Source organism: uncultured Sphingomonas sp., assembly GCF_913777625.1.
Lineage (GTDB): Bacteria > Pseudomonadota > Alphaproteobacteria > Sphingomonadales > Sphingomonadaceae > Sphingomonas.
In genome coordinates, this window is sequence record NZ_CAJYTI010000001.1 from 111,858 (window position 1) to 129,292 (window position 17,435).

The following is a 17,435-nucleotide window of genomic DNA, read 5'->3' on the forward strand; positions in this document are numbered from 1 at the left end:
GCGCGTCGATGTCGGCCCTCACCCACCGCCTTGCGCAACCGGATGACCTGGAGGCACTGCGCACGGTGATGGGCCGGGCGATCGCCGAGCTGCAGCACGGCTTCCTGACCCCGGAACAGGTCGCCGCCAGCCACCGGGTGATGGGGCTCGACACCCAGCTGATCGCCGACCAGACCTATTTCCTCGTCGAGGACGCCGGGGGCACCATCGCCGGCTGCGGCGGCTGGTCGTTCCGCGCGACGCTCTATGGCGGCGATGCGAGCATCGTCGCGCGGGAGCCCCAGCGACTGGACCCGGCGAAAGACGCCGCCAAGATCCGCGCGATGTACACCAACCCGGACTTCACCCGCCGCGGCATCGGCCGTCGCGTGCTGGGCCTGTGCGAGGACGCCGCGCGCGCCGCCGGCTATGCCCGCGCCGAGATGATGGCGACCATGGCCGGCGTGCCGCTCTACGAAGCGTGCGGCTATCGGCAGGTGGAATCCATCTTGTCCGCCCCGATTGACGGCGTGCAGGTGCCGCTGGTGCGGATGGAGAAGGCGCTCTGCTCGCGGGACCGCGCCTCCCGATAAACACCTAGGGCGCCTCAAACGCACGCGTAATCATTTCCGCCGTACCGCCGTTGGACGTTTCAGCTTTAAACCGCAAAATCCTGCCGGCAAATGAAATTCTGTACTTTATAGTCAAGCGCTCGGCGTCTTCTGAAGAAGATATGGTGGCCACGTAGCACCTAAGCAGAAATACGTAACAACAGAATCTCGTTTCATCACCGGATCATACGACAACTGCCGTTCTATATTGAGACGGATTGCCTTTGGCGACACCGAATCAACAAACGGGGTTCTCATGATGAAGATGACGTTCCTGGCAGGTGCGGCGCTATCGTCGCTGCTAGTCGCCACGCCGGCACTGGCGCAGACCACGCCGAGCGACCAGGCGGAGCTGGTGAAACTGCTCAAGGCGCAGGCCGAGGAAATCGCCGCGCTGCGCGCCCGGCTCGACAAGATCGAAGGTGCCCAGGCTTCCACCCCGGTCGCGCATGCGGCGGCGGCGCCTGTCGACCAGGCGCGGCAGGTCAAGCGCACCAATGTCGCCAATGACGAGACGGTCGCCGACTCCTTCGCGCCCCAGCTTGCCCCCACAGACCTCGTCGATCAGAGCGTCGCCCAGGTCCGCGCTGCGGCGAACGCCTCCAACGTCACCACCGAATGGCGCGGCGGCCTGCCGATCTTCCGCTCGGCGGACGGCAAGTTCCTGTTCAAGATGCGCGGCCGTATCATCAACCACGTGAGCTCGACCTTCGGTTCGAACTATGACGCGCGCAACATCACCACGACCGGCGCCCGAGCGCTGCGTATCGGTATCGAAGGCGCGGTCGGCCCGCACTTCTTCTACCAGTTCGAAAACGACTTCGCCGACAACACCTCGGACGTGGGCACGATGTTCGTCGGCTGGCGCAACGACATCGGCAAGCTTTCCTACGACGTCCGCTTCGGCAACATGTTCAACGATCGCAGCTTCGAAGGCTCGGGCGGTTCGGACGCGCCGCCGTTCCTCGAGCGCAACGTCGTCGCCACCTCGATCATTCCGCAGCGCGGTTTCTACGGTATCGCGTTGATGCCCCGCCTCTTCTGGAAGACGGGCCACGCCTCGGTCACGATCAGCGGCGACAGCGTCGATGCCAGCCAGGCGATGAACGATAACCGCACCGTGCTCGGTCGCGTCCACTGGAACCCGATCAAGACCGATCGCGCGATCCTCCATGTCGGCCTGTGGGGCTTCGACGAGGCCCTGTCCTCGCGCAGCCCCGGCACGCTGACCCGCAACACCGTGATCGGTGGTCGCTTCAACGGCAATCTGCGCGTCCAGACCGGCACGCTCACCGGCGGCACCGGCACCACCGGCTACGGCGCCGAACTGGGCGGCTATGTCGGATCGCTGTGGGTGATGGGCGAAGCCGGCCAGCGCGTCGCCCGCCTCAATGGCGGTCGCCCGGACTTCGAGAGCAAGGCGTGGAGCCTCTCGACCGGCTTCTTCGTCACCGGCGACCTGCCGCCGTACAATCCGCGCCTCGGCACCTTCGCCCAGCCGCGCGTGCTGCGGCCGGTGTTCGATGGCGGCCCGGGCGCAATCGAACTGCTCGCCCGCTACGAGAGCATCGACTATTCGGGCATCCCGAACGCGACCAAGGGCACCGCGGCGACCGTGGGCACCAACTGGTATCTCGACAGCATCATCCGCCTCCAGCTCAACCTGATCAGCTGGAAGACCAACAACCGCGCCGGTTCCTTTACCGGCAAGGACAGCGGCCAGACGGTCAGTGCCGGCTTCGGCGTAACCTTCTGATCCTGCGTGCCGTCGGCCGCCGCCCTTCTCCCGGGGCGGCGGCCGGTTCGGCTTTTGCTTGTGTCCACGGCCGCTTGCGCCTAGCCTGACGCAGGTTCCGGGAGTTCTCGACATGGTCCAGCGTCACCGCTGAAGCGGTACCCCACAGCCCGCGGCACCTGCCGCGCCCTGGACTCTGGCTGCGAGAACACCATGCAACGCCTGAACAACAAAATCTGCGTCGTCACCGGCGCAGCACGCGGCATCGGCCGCGCCATCGCCGCGCGCTTCCATGCGGAAGGCGGTACCGTGATCCTCACCGATATCGATATCTCCGCCGGCACCGAGGCGGCCGACGCGATCGGCTGCCGTTTCGAGCGGCTCGACGTGGCCGACGAAGCGGATTGGGCGCGGCTGGCCGCCCGCGCGCCAGTCGCTGATGTGGTGGTCAACAATGCGGGTATCACCGGCTTCGAGCAGGGCATCGTGGCCCACGATCCCGAACACGCCGCGCTCGAGGACTGGCGCGCCGTTCACCGCGTGAACCTGGACGGCACCTTTCTCGGCTGCCGCTATGCGATCGGAGCGATGAAGGCGGCGGGGTCGGGGTCGATCATCAACCTGTCGTCGCGCTCCGGCATGGTCGGCATTCCGGGCGCGGCCGCCTATGCCGCGTCGAAGGCGGCGATCCGCAACCATAGCAAGACGGTAGCGCTCTACTGTGCGCAGCAGGGCTGGAGGATCCGCTGCAACAGCATCCACCCGGCCGCGATCCTCACCCCGATGTGGGAGCCGATGCTGGGCACCGGTCCGGATCGGGAGGCGCGCATGGCCGCCTTCGTCGCCGACACGCCGCTCCGCCGCTTCGGGATGCCGGAAGAAGTGGCGGCGGTCGCGACCATGCTCGCGTTGGACGAAGCCACCTATATCACCGGCGCCGAGCTGCAGGTGGATGGCGGGCTGCTCGCCGGATCGGCGGCGGCCCCGGGCTGAGGCTTGCCAGTCCGGGTCCGATCGGCGATCCCTGCCCGCGCCGCATCCGCGGCAGGGGAGATGCAGCCATGACGACGCCTTTCTCGCTGGTCGACGTATTCCATGACGGCCCGTTCACCGGCAACCCGCTGGCGGTGGTGCATGGCGGCGGCGATCTCGACACCGCGACGATGCAGGCGATCACCCGCTGGTTCAACCTGAGCGAGACGGTGTTTCTGCTGCCGCCGAGCGTCCCCGGCGCCGATTACCACGCGCGCATCTTCACGCTCGATCGGGAGTTGCCCTTTGCCGGCCATCCGACGCTGGGCGCGGCGCATGCCTGGCTGGCAGCGGGCGGGCGCACGGCAGGGGACCGGATCGTCCAGCAATGCGGCGCCGGGCTGATATCGATCCGGCAGGACGAGAACCGCCTCGCCTTCGCCGCGCCGCCGTTGCTGCGCAGCGGCCCGGTCGATGCCGACACCCGTGCGACGCTGGCGCGCGCGCTGCGCATCGATCCCGCCGCGATCGTCGATGCCGCTTGGGCGGATAACGGCCCCGGCTGGATTGCGGTGCTGCTCGACTCGGCCGAGGCGGTGCTGGCGGTGGAGCCGGTGCGCCATTGGGACGGGCGGATCGAGATCGGCCTGATCGGCGCGCATCCCGCGGGCGCTCCGGTCGCCTGGGAGATCCGCACGCTGTTCACCGATGCGTTCGGCGGGATCATCGAGGATCCGGTGACCGGCAGCTTCAACGCCGCCGTGGCGCAGTGGCTGTACGAAAGCGGCCGCGTGACCGAGGGCTATGTCGCAGCCCAAGGGACTCGCCTGGACCGCCGCGGCCGTATCTTCGTGGACTATGATGCCGGCGGCCAGGCCTGGATCGGTGGCCGCAGCCTGACGATCGCCGAGGGCGGCCTGCCGGGCCTCAACGCGATCGCCTGACCAGCCGCGCGACCAGCGTCGTCGCGGTCAGCTGGCCGGTGACGCTGGCGGTGGTGATGAACATGTCGGGGATCGCTGCGGTGGCGATGTAGAGGGGGATGATCGCCAGCGGGGCGCCGAGGATCTGCAGGCCCGGCGCCGTGCAGGCATAGATGATCGCCGCACCAGGCAGTCCCGGGGTGGCGATGCCGGCGATGACGGCCGTCATTCCCGCCAGCAGCCATTGCACGGGCGAGGCATGGACCCCGGCGGCATGCGCGGCGACGAAGATCTCGATCAGGCTCACCCCCGCGGTGGCCAGGCGGAAGGTGGAGATGGCGAGCGGCATCGTCGTACCGGCCACCTCCTGCGGCAGCTTGAGGGCGTTGAGCGCGACGTCCATCGATACCGGCGCGGTCGCCATCGACGAGCAGGTGCCCGCGGCGGTTGCCTGCGCGGGCACGATCGCCCGGGCAAAGCGGCCGAGCGGCATCGCCCGGACTAGCAGGACGAGGCCGTAGCAGAGCAGGATCGCGCACAGCGAGAACAGGATCTCCGCCCCCACCTCGCGCGCGAGCACCCCGGCGACGCTCGCCCCCGCCGCCTTGCCCGCCCCCAGCGAGAGCACGAAGATGCCGATCGGTGCAGGCAGCAGGATCCAGTCGACGATGCGCGTCATCGCCCGTGCGAGTTCGTCGACGATCCCTGCGAAACCATCGCCCTGCGTACGGGCCAGCGCTGCGCCGAGCAGCACGGCGAACACCACCAGCGGCAGCATCTGCCCGCTCGCCGCCGCGGCGATCGGATTCTCCGGCAGGATGGCGAGGATCTGGTCGGCGGTGCCGGGCAGTTGCGGGATCGCGGGCGCGCTGCCCAAAAGGCCGGCTAGTGGATTGGGCCCCAGCGGGAACAGCCGCAATACGGTCTCGACCACAGCCCAGGCTAGCAGCACCGCCAGCACCAGCATCGGCAGGAACACCGCGAAGCTCACCGCCAGCACCCGGCCGCCCTGGCCGTGCCGCACCGCGTTGATCACCCCGCTCACCACCAGTGCGAACACCAGCGGCACCAAGGTCATGCTCAGCGCGCGGATCCAGAAGGCGCCGATCGGCGCCACCGCATCGATCCAGGGGTTCAGGAAGGCGCCGGCCGGCCAGCGCGCGGAGAAGCCGAGTGCCACGCCCGCCAGCAATGCGCCGAGCACCGCGATCGTCTTGCCCATCCCGGCCCCCGAAAACTGATCGTCCCAGCATGGCGGGGGCCATGCCGGGACGCCAGCGTCTTTTTTTGCGAGATTGACCTCAGGCGAGGCGCTGCTTGGGGCGAACCACCACGTCCGCCAGCGCCGAGGCGCCGCCGACGACGACATGGGTCGCCAGCGTCAGCGTCGCAACGAACAGCACCGCACCGGCGAGCCCTGCCGAGTCGCCCAGCAGTGTGACAATCAGCGGCGCGAGCAGTGCCTCCCGCGCGGGCACGAAGGGCAGGCGCGACAGCATCATCTTGAGCGTCGCGACGAGGATCAGCGCCGCCACCGGCACCGCGGGGAGCAGCAGCTTCCACAGCAATGCGGTCAGCGCCAGGTTGATCAGGATGCGCGCGATCTGGATACCCAGCGTCACCGCCAGCTGGCGCGGCGGCAGCGCGAACACCATCCGGCGGAAGAAGAAGATCGCCAGCGACGACAGCACGATCGTCGCGGTGGAGATCAGCAGCGTGTTGAACAACGCGCCCTTGGCAAGGCCGTGGACCAGCGGCGCGTGGCATACCAGCATCGCCAGCGTCACCAGATTCCCCGCCAGCGCCGAGGTGACCGCCACGTCGCGCAGCGTCTCGAACGGGCGGCCGTCGGGCCCCAGCGTCCGACGCGCCCAGACATAGAGCTGCGCATCGCCCGAATAGCCGAGCACCACTTCGTTCGCCGCCTGCTTGCGCAGCAGCGCCGGAAAGGCCTCCGCGCCGATGCCCCAGATACGGCGCAGGATCAGCCAATCCATGAACGGCGCCAGCGCATAGGTGGCGGCGAAGCACAGCCAGAACAGCGGGCTGGTCGGCGTCTGGGTGAGGACGGTGAAGTCCAGCCCGTCGAGCTGGTAGAACACCGCGACCAGAATCGCCGCCGAAAAGGCGAGGCCGATGATCGCCATCAGCCGCTCGCGCGTCGTCGTCGACAGCGAAGCATAGGCGGTGCGGACCGCCGTCACGGGAGAAGTCATGCGTGGGCCTCTTGCTCCAGCCGGACCGGCTGGCGGGTGGTGCGCGCTGCTGCCGCTTCGGCGAACAATGCGAGATAATCCTGTGCCGAGCGCTCGATGGTGAAGCGCCGCAGCGAGGTGAGCAGCGCCTCCCGATCGGGCGCAGCGGTGGGCGCGGTGCGGATCGCCGCCGCCAGCAGCGCCGCGTCCTGCGGCACGATCGCGCCGAACCGCCCCTGGCCGAGCAGGCTGCGCAGGCCCGCACCGCAATCGGTGGAAACCACCGCCAGCCCCGCGGCCAGCGCCTCGATCACCACCGCCGGCACGCCCTCGTAGCGCGACGACATCAGCAGCACGTCATAGTCGACGAGCTTGGCCGGAGCATCGGCGACATGGCCGGCGAAGGTGACCCGATCGGCGATGCCAAGCGACGCCGCCAGCGTCTCCAGCGCGGCGCGCTCGAGCCCGTCGCCGAAGATCGTCAGCGTCTCGCCAGGCTGTACCGCCTGGGCGAAGGCGCGCAGCATCAGCGCGAAATGCTTTTGGGCGACCATCCGGCCGATCGCGACGAAACGACGCGGGCCGGCCAGGCGAGGTGCACGCGCTGGCACCAGCTGGGTCGCGCCGATCGCCGGATCGTGCACCACATGCCCCCGCGCCGCCATCACCGGCGGCAATTCGGGCGTCATCGATTCGTCCATCACCACCCAGCCGCGCGCGCATCGCGCCTGGATTCGCAGCCAGGCGCGCCAGAAGAAGCGACCGACGGGGTTGAGATCGCGGCGGGCGAGATCGTTGCTGACCTTCACGATGATCGGCGGGCAACGGCGGCCGAGCAGCAGCCGCATCGCGAAGGCGACGATCGTGTACGTGGAGCCGGCAACGAACAGCACGTCCGGGCGCAGCCGGCGGATCACCGCGGGCAGCGTGAGGATCATCCACAAGGTTTCCCAACCAGCCTGGCTGCGGCGCGGCTGGCGCGGCATCACATAGTCGATGTCACCGAATTCGTCGTGCATCGCGCCTTCGGCACGACCAAGAAAGAGCGGCGCATCTACGCCCATGGCGCGCCAATGCCGCACCAGACGCAGTGCAACCCGCTCGACGCCACCCGGATGGAAGCTGTGGAGAAAGGTGAGAACGCGAAGGCGTCCGTTGCTGCTGTTTGGCGACAATCGCTCGTCCTCTGTCATCGTTGCGACATCGTATCGCCAGTATGTACGCTTTTCTTGCGGAGCGGTAGCAAATCGCATCCAGGATGCGACAGAACGATCCGTCGATTGGCATACTACTTCGCGACGGAAGTGCACATCGATGAGACGACACCGGCCGCCTGCACCCACACCGATCGGCTAAAAATTTTTTAACGCGGCGGCCGCGGGCCGGAACCAAAATGCAAAAAGCCCGCCGAGCGAAGGTCGCCGGCGGGCTCTTAGATGGTGGGCGCGGCAAGGATTGAACTTGCGACCCCTGCGATGTCAACACAGTGCTCTACCACTGAGCTACGCGCCCGAAACTCGGGAAGCGCGCCTCTAGCGGGGGTCCGCCCCCCGCGCAAGCGCTAATTTTCAATTCTGGCCGACATTTTCGGATTCGAACATGCGATCGACCTCGAGCACCAGGTCGCGCAGGTGGAACGGCTTGGAAAGCACGCGCGCCTGCGGGACCTGCTTGCCGGCGCGCAGCGTCACCGCGGCGAAGCCGGTGATGAACATCACCCGCATCTCCGGCGCGATCTCGGCGGCCCGTTGGGCCAGCTCGATCCCGTCCATTTCGGGCATGACGATGTCGGTGAGCAGCAGGTCGAATCGCTCGGCCTCGAGCAGCGGCAGGGCCGCGGTGCCGCGATCGACGGCGCTGACCGCATAGCCCGATCGCTCGAGCGCGCGGCTGAGGTATTCGCGCATCACGCGGTCGTCCTCGGCCAGCAGAATCCGGATCATCTTTACCCCACTCGATACCAACCGGGCCGTTCTTATGAGCCAAGCCCTTAAGATTTTCCAGCACGGCGACGCCGCCGCGTTGCCCGCAAGGGTAGCGAGGCCTAGTCTGCCCCCGTGACTCGCAGCCCCAGCTTCGACCGATACGGCCCCGTGCCGCCCGAAAGCCCGGTGGTGCTCTCGGCCCCGCATGGCGGGCGGGACTATCCCCCGGGCCTGATCGCGGCGCTGCGGGTCCCGGCCGATGCCCTGCGCGCGCTGGAAGATCGCCATGTCGATTCGATCGCGCGCCAGGCCCGCCGCGAGGAGACTCTCTTCGTCGCCACCCGCGCCCGTGCCTGGATCGACCTCAACCGGGCCGAGCATGATCGCGATCCCCAGATCGACGCGGGCGCCCAGCTGCTCGGCCGCCCGCTTTCCACCAAGGTGCGCAGCGGGCTGGGACTGGTGCCGCGCCGAGTCGGCACGCTCGGCCAGCTCTGGCGCGGGCGTTTCGCGACGGAGGACATTGCGGCGCGCATCCAGGAGGATCATCGCCCGTACCATCTGGCGCTCGGCGAGGCGCTGGCGGCGGCGCGGGCGCGGTTCGGCGTGGCGGTACTGCTCGATGTACATTCGATGCCGCCGCTCGGCGCACCCGAAACTGCGCCGCGGCTGGTGATCGGCGACCGGTTCGGCCGGTCCGCCGCCGCGCGCTTCGGCGCCCGGGTGGAGGCGGTGGCGCAGCGGCACGGAGTCGCGACGGCAGCGAACACGCCCTATGCCGGCGGCCACATTCTGGAGCGGCATGGCGACCCGCGCCGCGGCGTGCACGCCCTGCAGCTGGAATTCGATCGCGCCTTCTATCTGGATGGGGATCTCGACGAACCCGGGCCCGGCGCCCCCGCCGCCATCGCCCTGCTTCGCGCGATCATCGACGCACTGGCCGACGAGGCCCTGCCGAACGCGCAGGCGGCCGAGTGACCCGCCCATAAAAAACCACCTCGTGGGATACCCACGAGGTGGCCAAGGTTCAGGGAGGAGACACACCCGAAGGCGTGTCGCACGGCGTCGCGAAAGGGGGGACACGAGCCGTACATTAGAAATATAGAGCAGCGGCGACCGACTTCAAGGCAACTCGCCGCACATATTCTTCGATTGGGCGGCGGCGCGAATTTCAGCCTGCGGAAGTGCGGCTAGGGACCGGCGGCCCGGCGGCCCGTGCACCTCGAGCCCCGCCTGGAGGCAGGAGTCGGGATGAAGGGAATTCAGACCGGAAATTGCCGGAATAAGACAATGCCCCACCTCCTCTCCTGAGGGGGTGGGGCTTGACCGGTTCTTTACGACGCGAGGCTCAGCCGACCAGCTGGACGTCGGGCTGCCAGCCGTTGCGGATCTGGCGGGCGAACAGCTCGCGCATCTGCGCCAGTGAGAAGAGGTGGGCGTAGATCAGCGGCAGCATGCCGTTCTGGACGATCTTGCGCAGCTGGTCGCCGCGCATCTCGTTCAGCTTGTTCTCGTCGACCATCATGAAGCCGCGATAGATGAAGGGCTGCGCGGCGCCGTCCGGCTGGATCGAGACTTCGCCGTCGATCAGCAGGCCCAGTTCCTTCAGTTCGCGCATGAACTGGCTGGTGCGGGCACCGGCCGTCTCGAACTGCTCGTTGAACTGCAGGATGTTCTTGGTGACTTCGCTCGGCTCGGTGCCGTCGAACAGCGCCTCGCCTTCGTCAAACTTGCCGACGACGTCCGACGTCGGGTCGAAGCATAGCGACAGCTCGTCGCTGTCCGGGCGCAGGCGGGCGAGCAGGAACGGATAACGGCGGATATAGGCCGGCACGTAGAAGTTCGGGTCGATCAGCTTGCCCTCGGCGTCGAAGAAGGTGTTCACCCCTTCGTTCAGGCCCATCAGCGCCAGCGGCACGGGATCCTCGCCCACCGAGAACACGATCGGCATGAAACGCTGCACCAGCGGGAATTCCTCGACGGTGACCGGCACGGCATGCTGGTTGGCGAGGAACGCCGCGCGGTCGGTCGAACGCGTACGGAAATCGGCATGGACCTGGCTCGAAAGCGGTTCGAGCTGGTTGTAGAACAAGGGAAGCGACTGCTGCGGCGCGCTGGCCATGAGGATCTCCTGAGAACTTTATTCGTCGAAATGCGTTTCAACCGCTGCGCGGTCTATTTGCTGGCGGTTGCCGGCGCAAGCGCGACAAGCTTTCCCGGGTTCAGAATCAGCTTGGGATCAAGCGCGGTCTTGATTGCGCGCAACGCGGCCATGCGTGACGGCGGCGACAGGCGCGCGAGTTCGTCGCGCTTCATCTGGCCGATGCCGTGCTCCGCCGAGATCGAGCCACCCGCCGCCACCACCATGTCGTGCACCAGCCGGGTGATCTGCGGCCCCTCTTCGGCATACCAGCGATCGCGATCCGCCCCCTTGGGCGCGCGGACATGGAAATGGACATTGCCGTCGCCGAGATGGCCATAGGCGATCGCGTGCGTGCCGGGGAAGCGCGCCTCGGCCTCCGCCCCGCCCTCGACCATGAAGCGCGGCATGTCTTCCACCGGCACCGAGATGTCGTGCTGCACGGCCGGGCCCGCGGCGCGCTCGGCCTCCGAGATGGAATGTCGGATCCGCCAGAAGCTCTCGGCCTGCGTCTCGCTCGCGGCGATCACCGCGTCCTCGGCGAGCCCCGCCTCGAACGCACCTGCCAGCATCCGCTCCAGCACCGCTACCGGAGCCTCGGCGCCCGCGTCGCTGGTCACCGCCTCGATCAGCACGTGCCAGCGATGGCTGCCGGCCAGCGGTACGCGGGTGCCCGGCACATGCTCCACCACCAGCGCCACGGTATCGTCGGGCATGATCTCGAAACTCTCGATCGTGTCGGTGGCAGCCTGCAGGCGGCGCAGCAAGGTGAGCGCCTTGGCCGGGCTGTCCAGCCCGACCCAGGCGACCGCTCGCGCCGCCGCCGCCGACACCAGCCGCAGCGTCGCGGCGGTGACGATACCCAGCGTGCCCTCGGCGCCGATCAGCAACTGGTTGAGGTCATAGCCGCGATTGTCCTTCTTCAGCGCCGACAACCCGTCATGCACCGAACCGTCGGGGAGCACGGCCTCGACGCCGGCGACCAGCGCGCGCATCGTCCCGAAGCGCAGCACCTGCACGCCGCCGGCATTGGTGGAGACAAGACCGCCGATCGTCGCGCTGCCCCGCGCGCCGAGATCGAGCGGGAAGCGGCGCCCCGCCGCCTCAGCCGCGTCGCGAAAGGTGGCGAGGATCACTCCTGCCTCGGCCACGGCGAGGTTCGCCTCCGCATCCATTCTGCGGATCGTGTTCATCCGGCGCGTGGAGAGCAGTAGCGCGGATCCATCCGCCGGCGGCACGGCGCCGCCGACCATGCCCGTGTTCCCGCCCTGCGGCACCAGCGGCTGGCCGAGATCGTGCGCCAGCGCGACCAGGGCACTGACTTCCTCGGTCGACGCAGGCGACAGAATCGCGGGAGCGGTGCCGTGATAGCGCCGACGCCAGTCGGTCAGCCACGGCTCGATGTCCTGCGGATCGGTGGTAACGGCCTTGGGGCCGAAGCGTTCGGCGGCAAAGGCCGTGATGCGAAGCTGGGCGGGAGTCATGATGCTTGCGCGATAGCATGGCCTGCGGCAGTTCATCCACCGTTCAAGCCGATGTTTCTACGGTCCATTCCCACGATGCCGAATCTGCCGATCGCTGCCGCTGGCCTGATGCTGGTGCTTGCCGTTTCCGCGGCGAGCCCGGCCGTATCTGCCGATCCTGCGCCGGAAGCGACCTACCAGCAGCACCTGACCATCCATGTACCGCGGATGACCGTCAGCAGCACCACCGTCATCGTCCGCCGCGAGGCGCCGGTGGCGCTGGTCGAGCGCAAGGCCAAGAGCTGCGTGGACGTCGACCGCATCCAGGGTTTCACCGTGAACGCGGGCGACAGCGTGGACCTGATCCTCGAGGATGGATCGCTGCTCCGCGCCAAGCTCGGCTCGGAATGTCCGGCGCTCGGCTTCTATTCCGGCGCTTATCTCAAGCCGACCAAGGACAGCCGCTTCTGCGCCGGTCGCGACGCGCTGCATTCGCGATCGGGACGAATTTGTCCCGTTCAGGCCTTCAAGAACCTCGTTCGCGCACGCTGAAGCTTGACTTTTGCGGTCGAATCCGCAAGCGCGATGCCTTCTGTTGCGGCGTAGCGAACGCCCTATTTCCGGACACATGCATGAGCTTTGCCGATCTCGGCCTTTCTGACGACCTCCTCCGCGCGGTGACCGACGCCGGCTATACCGAGCCGACTCCGATCCAGCGCCAGGCGATCCCGTCGGTGCTGATGGGCAAGGACCTCATCGGTATCGCCCAGACCGGCACCGGCAAGACCGCGGCCTTCGTGCTACCGATGATCGACGTGCTCGGCGAAGGGCGCACCCGCGCGCTGATGCCGCGCTCGCTGATCCTCGAGCCGACGCGCGAACTGGCGGCGCAGGTCGCCGAGAATTTCGAGAAGTACGGCGTCAACCACAAGCTCTCGATGGCGCTGCTGATCGGCGGCGTGCAGATGGGCGATCAGGTCAAGGCGCTGGAAAAGGGCGTCGACGTGCTCATCGCCACGCCCGGCCGCCTGATGGACCTCTATGGCCGCGGCAAGATCCTGCTCACCGGCTGCAGCCTGCTCGTGATCGACGAGGCGGACCGGATGCTCGACATGGGGTTCATCCCCGATATCGAGGAAATCTGCACCAAGCTGCCCAAGGTCCGGCAGACGCTGCTCTTCTCGGCGACGATGCCGCCGCCGATCAAGAAGCTGGCGGACCGGTTCCTCACCGACCCGAAGACGATCGAGGTGGCGCGCCCCGCCACCGCGAACATCAACATCACCCAGCGCATCGTCCAGGTGCCCGCCACCGCGCACGTAAAGCGGGACGTGCTGCGCCGCCTGCTGCAGCAGGATGAGGTCTCCACCGCGATCATCTTCTGCAACCGCAAGACGACCGTCCGCGACCTGAACAAGAGCCTGAAGAAGCATGGCTTCCGCTCGGCCGAGATTCACGGCGACATGGACCAGTCGGCCCGCATCGCCGAGCTCGACCGGTTCAAGAACGGCGACGTCAACATCCTCGTCGCCTCGGACGTCGCGGCGCGCGGCATCGACGTGAAGGGCGTGAGCCATGTCTTCAACTTCGACGCGCCCTGGCACCCGGACGATTATGTCCACCGCATCGGCCGCACCGGTCGCGGGGGCGCGACGGGCACGGCCTATACGCTGGTGACGCCGGAGGATGCCGAGAACATCGCCGAGATCGAGAAGCTGACCGGCCACAAGATCGAACGCGTTCCGAGCCCGGTCGCCATCGACGGTGCCGAAGATGCGCCCCCGCCGAAGCGCAGCCGGGGCGGCAAGCGCGAGGCCAAGAAGGCCGAGCCGCGCCGCGAGGAAACCGCCGTCGAGACGCCGGCCAAGCCCAAGTCCCGTCGCGCGGCTGCTCCGGCCCGTGAGGAAGCGACGCCTGCCCCAGCCCCGCGCGAGGAGCAGCGCAGCCGTCCGGCGCGGGTCGAGCGCCCGGTTCGTGACGAGCGTCCCGCCCGCGACGACCGTCGTCGCCGTCGCGACCAGGACGATGGTCCGGACGAAGGCTGGAACGGCCCGATCCCGGACTTCCTGAACTACACGATCGACGCCTGAGGCAATCGCGACGGCCTGCCGTCGCGGTTTTCCCGATAGCTCCCCTCCTTCGGCGTTCCGTCGGGGGCGAACATCCGCGCGCACCGGAACGGCATCGGCGGTACCCCGCACCGGCAAGATCTAGGCTGAGTCCGCCGCACGTCGGGACAGTCATCTCGCGTACCGCTCCAATTCTGAAGCTCGATCACTTTCGATTCGACTCCGAAATGCCAATACCATAACTTTCACTTGTCGAAATCTTCGGCCGGTACCGCAGTCTGCAGTTTATCATTCGGGCAGCAGGGGGGTGCCGGATGTTGAATTCCCAGATTCTGGAAGTCGCCATCGGCGTCGTGTTCGTGTTCCTGATCGCCAGCCTTCTGGCGACGGCCGTTCGCGAAATGCTGGAAGGCTTGCTGAAAACCCGCGCTATTCATTTGGAGCGCGGGATTCGCCAGTTGCTCAACGATCCCGACGGTACCGGCGCAACCAAGGCGATCTTCGACCATCCACAGCTCTACGGCTTGTTCGACGGCGTCTATGACCCCGCCAAGCTGACCGCGTTTCGCAAGCGGATCTTCCTGGTCGGCGGTCGCCGCCAGACCCGGACGCTGAAGAATGGGGCGGTCCAGACCAGCGACGCGAAGCGGCTGCCACTCTTCTCCAAATTTCCGTCCTATATCCCGTCGCGCAACTTCGCGCTGGCGCTGCTCGATCTGATCGGGGCGGGCGGCGGGGACCAGCGCGCCAGCGGCGGCGCCTTGATGGAAACGCTGCGTGCCAATGCGATGGCACTGCGCCCGGGCAAGGTGCGCGACGCGGTGCTGGTGGCGCTGTCGGAAGCGGGCAACGACTTCGACCGCGCCCGCACCAGCCTTGAGGCGTGGTTCGATTCGGGCATGGACCGGGTGAGCGGCTGGTACAAGCGCGAGAGCCAGGTGCTGCTGCTCTTGATCGGGCTGGCGACCGCGGTGGTGTTCAACATCGATGCGGTGCACCTCACCCGCGAGCTCGCTTCCAGCAATTCGGTGCGTCAGCAACTGCTGCTGCAGGCGACCGACGTGCAGGACAAGCTGGCCCGGCACCATGCCCCGACCGGGGACGTGCGGCTGGACGACGACGCGCTGGTCACCGCCAAGACCGGGCTCGGCGACCTGATCGGCTGGCAGCATCCCGGTCGCTGGGATTTCTCGTCCAACGGCATTCTCAACGGCTTCTATATTCTGCTCGGCTGGCTGATCACGGGGATCGCGATCTCGCTCGGCGCGCCTTTCTGGTTCGACATGCTCAACAAGGTCATGGTGATCCGCGCCACGGTGAAGCCCTATGAGAAAAGCCCGACCGAAGGCTCCGACGACCGTCGCGCGGCCGAACCGCCCGCCGAGCGGCTGGAACCGGCGGCGCCCAGAGCGGCGGCGCTGCGCACGCCGGCGATCACGCCGGTCCAGCCCGAGGGACCGATCCTCAGCCACATTCGCCTTGCGGTCGACCTCTCGAACGGCCCCGCACCGTTGCTCACCATCGACGGTGCGCCGCAGCAGGTGCCGGCGGACGGGTTCGTCGAATGCGCGCTGGAAGTGGGCGTGCCGCATCGGCTGCTGCTGACCGGGGCGGACGCCGAGGGCGTCGCCCGCAGCTGGCAGCAGACGATCACGCTCGGCGACGAGGACGATGTGCTGCCGATCAGCGCCACGCTGCAATAGGGGGAGCGAGGGGGCATGGACGATATTTTCACGGGCCGCGGCGCGCCGCTGACCCAGGCGGGTTTCGACACGGTGCACGCGCGGCTCGGAGGCGACGCCGCCTCCTTGTGGTCGCTGCTCAGCGTGGAGACGCGCGGCTTCGGCTTCCTGCCGGATCGACGCCCGAAGATCCTGTTCGAGCGTCACATCTTCGCCGCGCGCACCGGCGGCCGCTTCTCCGCCGGTTACCCCGATCTGAGCAACCCCAAGGCGGGCGGCTATTCCGGCGGCGCGGCGGAATATCAGCGGCTCAAGCGAGCGATGCTGCTCGATCGCCGCGCGGCACTCGACAGCGCCTCCTGGGGGCTGGGCCAGGTGATGGGCTTCAACGCCGCCAAGATCGGCTATCCCAGCGTCGATGCGATGGTCAGCGCCTTCGCCGACGGCGAGGACGCCCAGTTGCAGGGCTGTGCCGGCTTCCTCACGGCGAATGCGGCGCTGCACGATGCCTACAAGGCGCAGAAATGGGCGCGGGTGGCGTTTTTCTACAACGGCAATCAATATGCGAAGAACAAATATGACGTGAAGCTCGAAGCCGCCCATGCGCGCTTTGTGGCGGCGGGCCTGCCGAGCGTCGGCATCCGCGCGGTGCAGGCCTATCTCGCCTATCTCGGCTTCGATCCTCTGGGCATCGACGGGGAGCCCGGCAGCAACACGCTGCGCGCGCTCGGCCGCTTCCGCACGAGCTACACGCTGGCTGCCCCCGCGCTGCCCTCCGCCGTCAATCTGGGTCAGCCGGACAATGTGGATGGGCATGTCGCCTGCCTGAAGGCAGCATTCGAGGCGCGCTTCCCGGACTGACAGGCAGGATCAGGCGCAGGTCAGCGCCGCGCCGGGCCGAGCGTGACCAGCCACCAGTCCGGCGGCGCGCCGAGCCGCAGCGGCATGGTGCCGCTGCCGACGCCCGCCGTCACCACGATAGTTCGCGCGGGATCGTGCACCACGCCGCAGCGCAGGCGCGGCGTGTAGAGCAGCCGCCAATGCTCGTGCGGCGAATGCAGCAGCAACGGCCCCCAGCCGGGCAACACCACCTGCCCGCAATGCGTGTGCCCGGCGAGCAGCAGCGGCAATGCAGAGGGCAGCTTGGCAGCGAGATCGGGCGCATGGGTCAGCACCACGGGGATGCCGCCCATCCGCCGCCACGCCACGAGCGTGGCCGTCACATCGTCATGGCCCGAATAGCTGTCGTCCACGCCGAGCAACGCGATCGGCCCGCGCTTGGTTGCGGCGTTGGTCAGCACGGTGATGCCAGCCTTTGCCAGGGCTGCCCGGATCGCAGCCGGCGCGGTCCAGTGGTCATGGTTGCCGAGCACCGCGATCGCGCCCATCGGCGCCCGCAGTCCGGCAAGCGGCGCCGTCAGCCCCGCAGCACGCGCAGCGGCACCGGTCGCGTCATGCCCCACCACCATGTCGCCGGCGAGCAGCACCAGATTGGGATGCGCCGCATGGACCTGCGCGACGATGCGCCGCAGCCGCGCATCGTCCATGCTCCCGCCGCCCAGATGGATGTCGGAGAGCAGCGCCAGCCGGATCGGCGCCGCGCCCGCCGGCCAGCCGCGCACCGCCACGTCGAGGCGGCGCACGACCGGATCGCGCCACGCCTCACGGTAGCCGTACGCCACCGTCAGGCCGACCAGCCCCAGCAGTGCCGCGACAGCCCAGGCCCAGCGGCGCATGCCCC

The 17,435-nt window shown here is 68.0% G+C and carries 17 protein-coding genes and 1 tRNA gene; 10 read left to right on the plus strand and 8 right to left on the minus strand.

Features of this window, described 5'->3' with window-relative positions; all coding sequences use genetic code 11:
• Positions 1–8 precede the first annotated feature (8 nt).
• The 4 genes from QZ814_RS00555 (at position 9) to QZ814_RS00570 (ending at position 4,241) form a co-directional block, all read left to right on the plus strand.
• The gene (locus QZ814_RS00555; protein ID WP_294329076.1) at positions 9–572 is read left to right on the plus strand and encodes a GNAT family N-acetyltransferase; all 564 of its coding nucleotides are present in this window, start codon (positions 9–11) and stop codon (positions 570–572) included.
• 277 nt (positions 573–849) lie between these two features.
• Complete coding sequence (locus QZ814_RS00560) at positions 850–2,346, plus strand: porin (RefSeq protein ID WP_294329165.1); 1,497 nt, start codon at positions 850–852, stop codon at positions 2,344–2,346.
• Positions 2,347–2,538: 192 nt separating this feature from the next.
• Entirely contained in the window at positions 2,539–3,318 is a 780-nt protein-coding gene (locus tag QZ814_RS00565) for an SDR family oxidoreductase (protein ID WP_294329077.1), read from the plus strand.
• A gap of 68 nt (positions 3,319–3,386) precedes the next feature.
• Positions 3,387–4,241, plus strand: coding sequence for a PhzF family phenazine biosynthesis protein (locus QZ814_RS00570; protein WP_294329079.1), 855 nt, complete (start codon positions 3,387–3,389; stop codon positions 4,239–4,241).
• On the opposite strand, the gene QZ814_RS00575 is transcribed toward QZ814_RS00570, so the two are convergent.
• The 3 genes from QZ814_RS00575 to QZ814_RS00585 all read right to left on the minus strand — a co-directional run bounded on the left by QZ814_RS00575 (position 4,225) and on the right by QZ814_RS00585 (position 7,479).
• Positions 4,225–5,442: a cation:dicarboxylase symporter family transporter gene (locus tag QZ814_RS00575; protein ID WP_294329080.1), complete on the minus strand. Its 1,218-nt coding sequence runs from the start codon at positions 5,440–5,442 to the stop codon at positions 4,225–4,227. The genes QZ814_RS00570 and QZ814_RS00575 overlap by 17 nt on opposite strands.
• A gap of 79 nt (positions 5,443–5,521) precedes the next feature.
• Entirely contained in the window at positions 5,522–6,436 is a 915-nt protein-coding gene (locus QZ814_RS00580) for a hypothetical protein (RefSeq protein WP_294329081.1), read from the minus strand.
• Entirely contained in the window at positions 6,433–7,479 is a 1,047-nt protein-coding gene (locus QZ814_RS00585) for a glycosyltransferase (RefSeq protein ID WP_294329083.1), read from the minus strand. Before QZ814_RS00585 ends, QZ814_RS00580 begins: the two co-directional genes overlap by 4 nt.
• On the opposite strand from QZ814_RS00585, the gene QZ814_RS00590 reads away from it, so the two are divergent.
• Complete coding sequence (locus QZ814_RS00590) at positions 7,429–7,782, plus strand: hypothetical protein (protein ID WP_294329171.1); 354 nt, start codon at positions 7,429–7,431, stop codon at positions 7,780–7,782. The genes QZ814_RS00585 and QZ814_RS00590 overlap by 51 nt on opposite strands.
• Positions 7,783–7,852: 70 nt before the next feature.
• Here the strand turns inward: QZ814_RS00590 and QZ814_RS00595 are convergent.
• Together QZ814_RS00595 and cpdR are read right to left on the minus strand one after the other, a co-directional pair.
• A tRNA-Val gene (locus tag QZ814_RS00595) sits at positions 7,853–7,927 on the minus strand.
• A gap of 56 nt (positions 7,928–7,983) precedes the next feature.
• Positions 7,984–8,358 carry a cell cycle two-component system response regulator CpdR gene (cpdR, locus tag QZ814_RS00600; RefSeq protein WP_294329084.1) on the minus strand — a complete coding sequence of 125 codons (375 nt, stop codon included), beginning with the start codon at positions 8,356–8,358 and terminating at the stop codon, positions 7,984–7,986.
• Between the two features lie 114 nt (positions 8,359–8,472).
• On the opposite strand from cpdR, the gene QZ814_RS00605 reads away from it, so the two are divergent.
• On the plus strand, positions 8,473–9,318 hold the full coding sequence (locus QZ814_RS00605) for an N-formylglutamate amidohydrolase (protein ID WP_294329085.1): 846 nt from the start codon (positions 8,473–8,475) through the stop codon (positions 9,316–9,318).
• A 370-nt stretch (positions 9,319–9,688) separates the two neighbouring features.
• Here QZ814_RS00605 and QZ814_RS00610 read toward each other — a convergent pair whose 3' ends face one another.
• A complete protein-coding gene (locus tag QZ814_RS00610; protein ID WP_294329086.1) occupies positions 9,689–10,462 on the minus strand; it encodes a SapC family protein in 774 nt (257 codons plus the stop codon).
• Between the two features lie 53 nt (positions 10,463–10,515).
• Positions 10,516–11,964 carry an FAD-binding oxidoreductase gene (locus tag QZ814_RS00615; protein ID WP_294329087.1) on the minus strand — a complete coding sequence of 483 codons (1,449 nt, stop codon included), beginning with the start codon at positions 11,962–11,964 and terminating at the stop codon, positions 10,516–10,518.
• 51 nt (positions 11,965–12,015) lie between these two features.
• Between QZ814_RS00615 and QZ814_RS00620 the strand changes: the two genes are divergently transcribed.
• The 4 genes from QZ814_RS00620 (at position 12,016) to QZ814_RS00635 (ending at position 16,555) form a co-directional block, all read left to right on the plus strand.
• Positions 12,016–12,495: a hypothetical protein gene (locus QZ814_RS00620; protein ID WP_294329088.1), complete on the plus strand. Its 480-nt coding sequence runs from the start codon at positions 12,016–12,018 to the stop codon at positions 12,493–12,495.
• Between the two features lie 80 nt (positions 12,496–12,575).
• The gene (locus QZ814_RS00625) at positions 12,576–14,033 is read left to right on the plus strand and encodes a DEAD/DEAH box helicase (protein ID WP_294329089.1); all 1,458 of its coding nucleotides are present in this window, start codon (positions 12,576–12,578) and stop codon (positions 14,031–14,033) included.
• Positions 14,034–14,326: 293 nt separating this feature from the next.
• Positions 14,327–15,715, plus strand: coding sequence for a hypothetical protein (locus QZ814_RS00630; RefSeq protein WP_294329090.1), 1,389 nt, complete (start codon positions 14,327–14,329; stop codon positions 15,713–15,715).
• 15 nt (positions 15,716–15,730) lie between these two features.
• Positions 15,731–16,555, plus strand: a complete 825-nt coding sequence (locus QZ814_RS00635) for an N-acetylmuramidase domain-containing protein (RefSeq protein ID WP_294329091.1) — start codon at positions 15,731–15,733, stop codon at positions 16,553–16,555.
• Positions 16,556–16,575: 20 nt separating this feature from the next.
• Here the strand turns inward: QZ814_RS00635 and QZ814_RS00640 are convergent, their stop codons facing one another.
• A complete protein-coding gene (locus QZ814_RS00640; protein WP_294329092.1) occupies positions 16,576–17,430 on the minus strand; it encodes a metallophosphoesterase in 855 nt (284 codons plus the stop codon).
• Positions 17,431–17,435 lie beyond the last annotated feature (5 nt).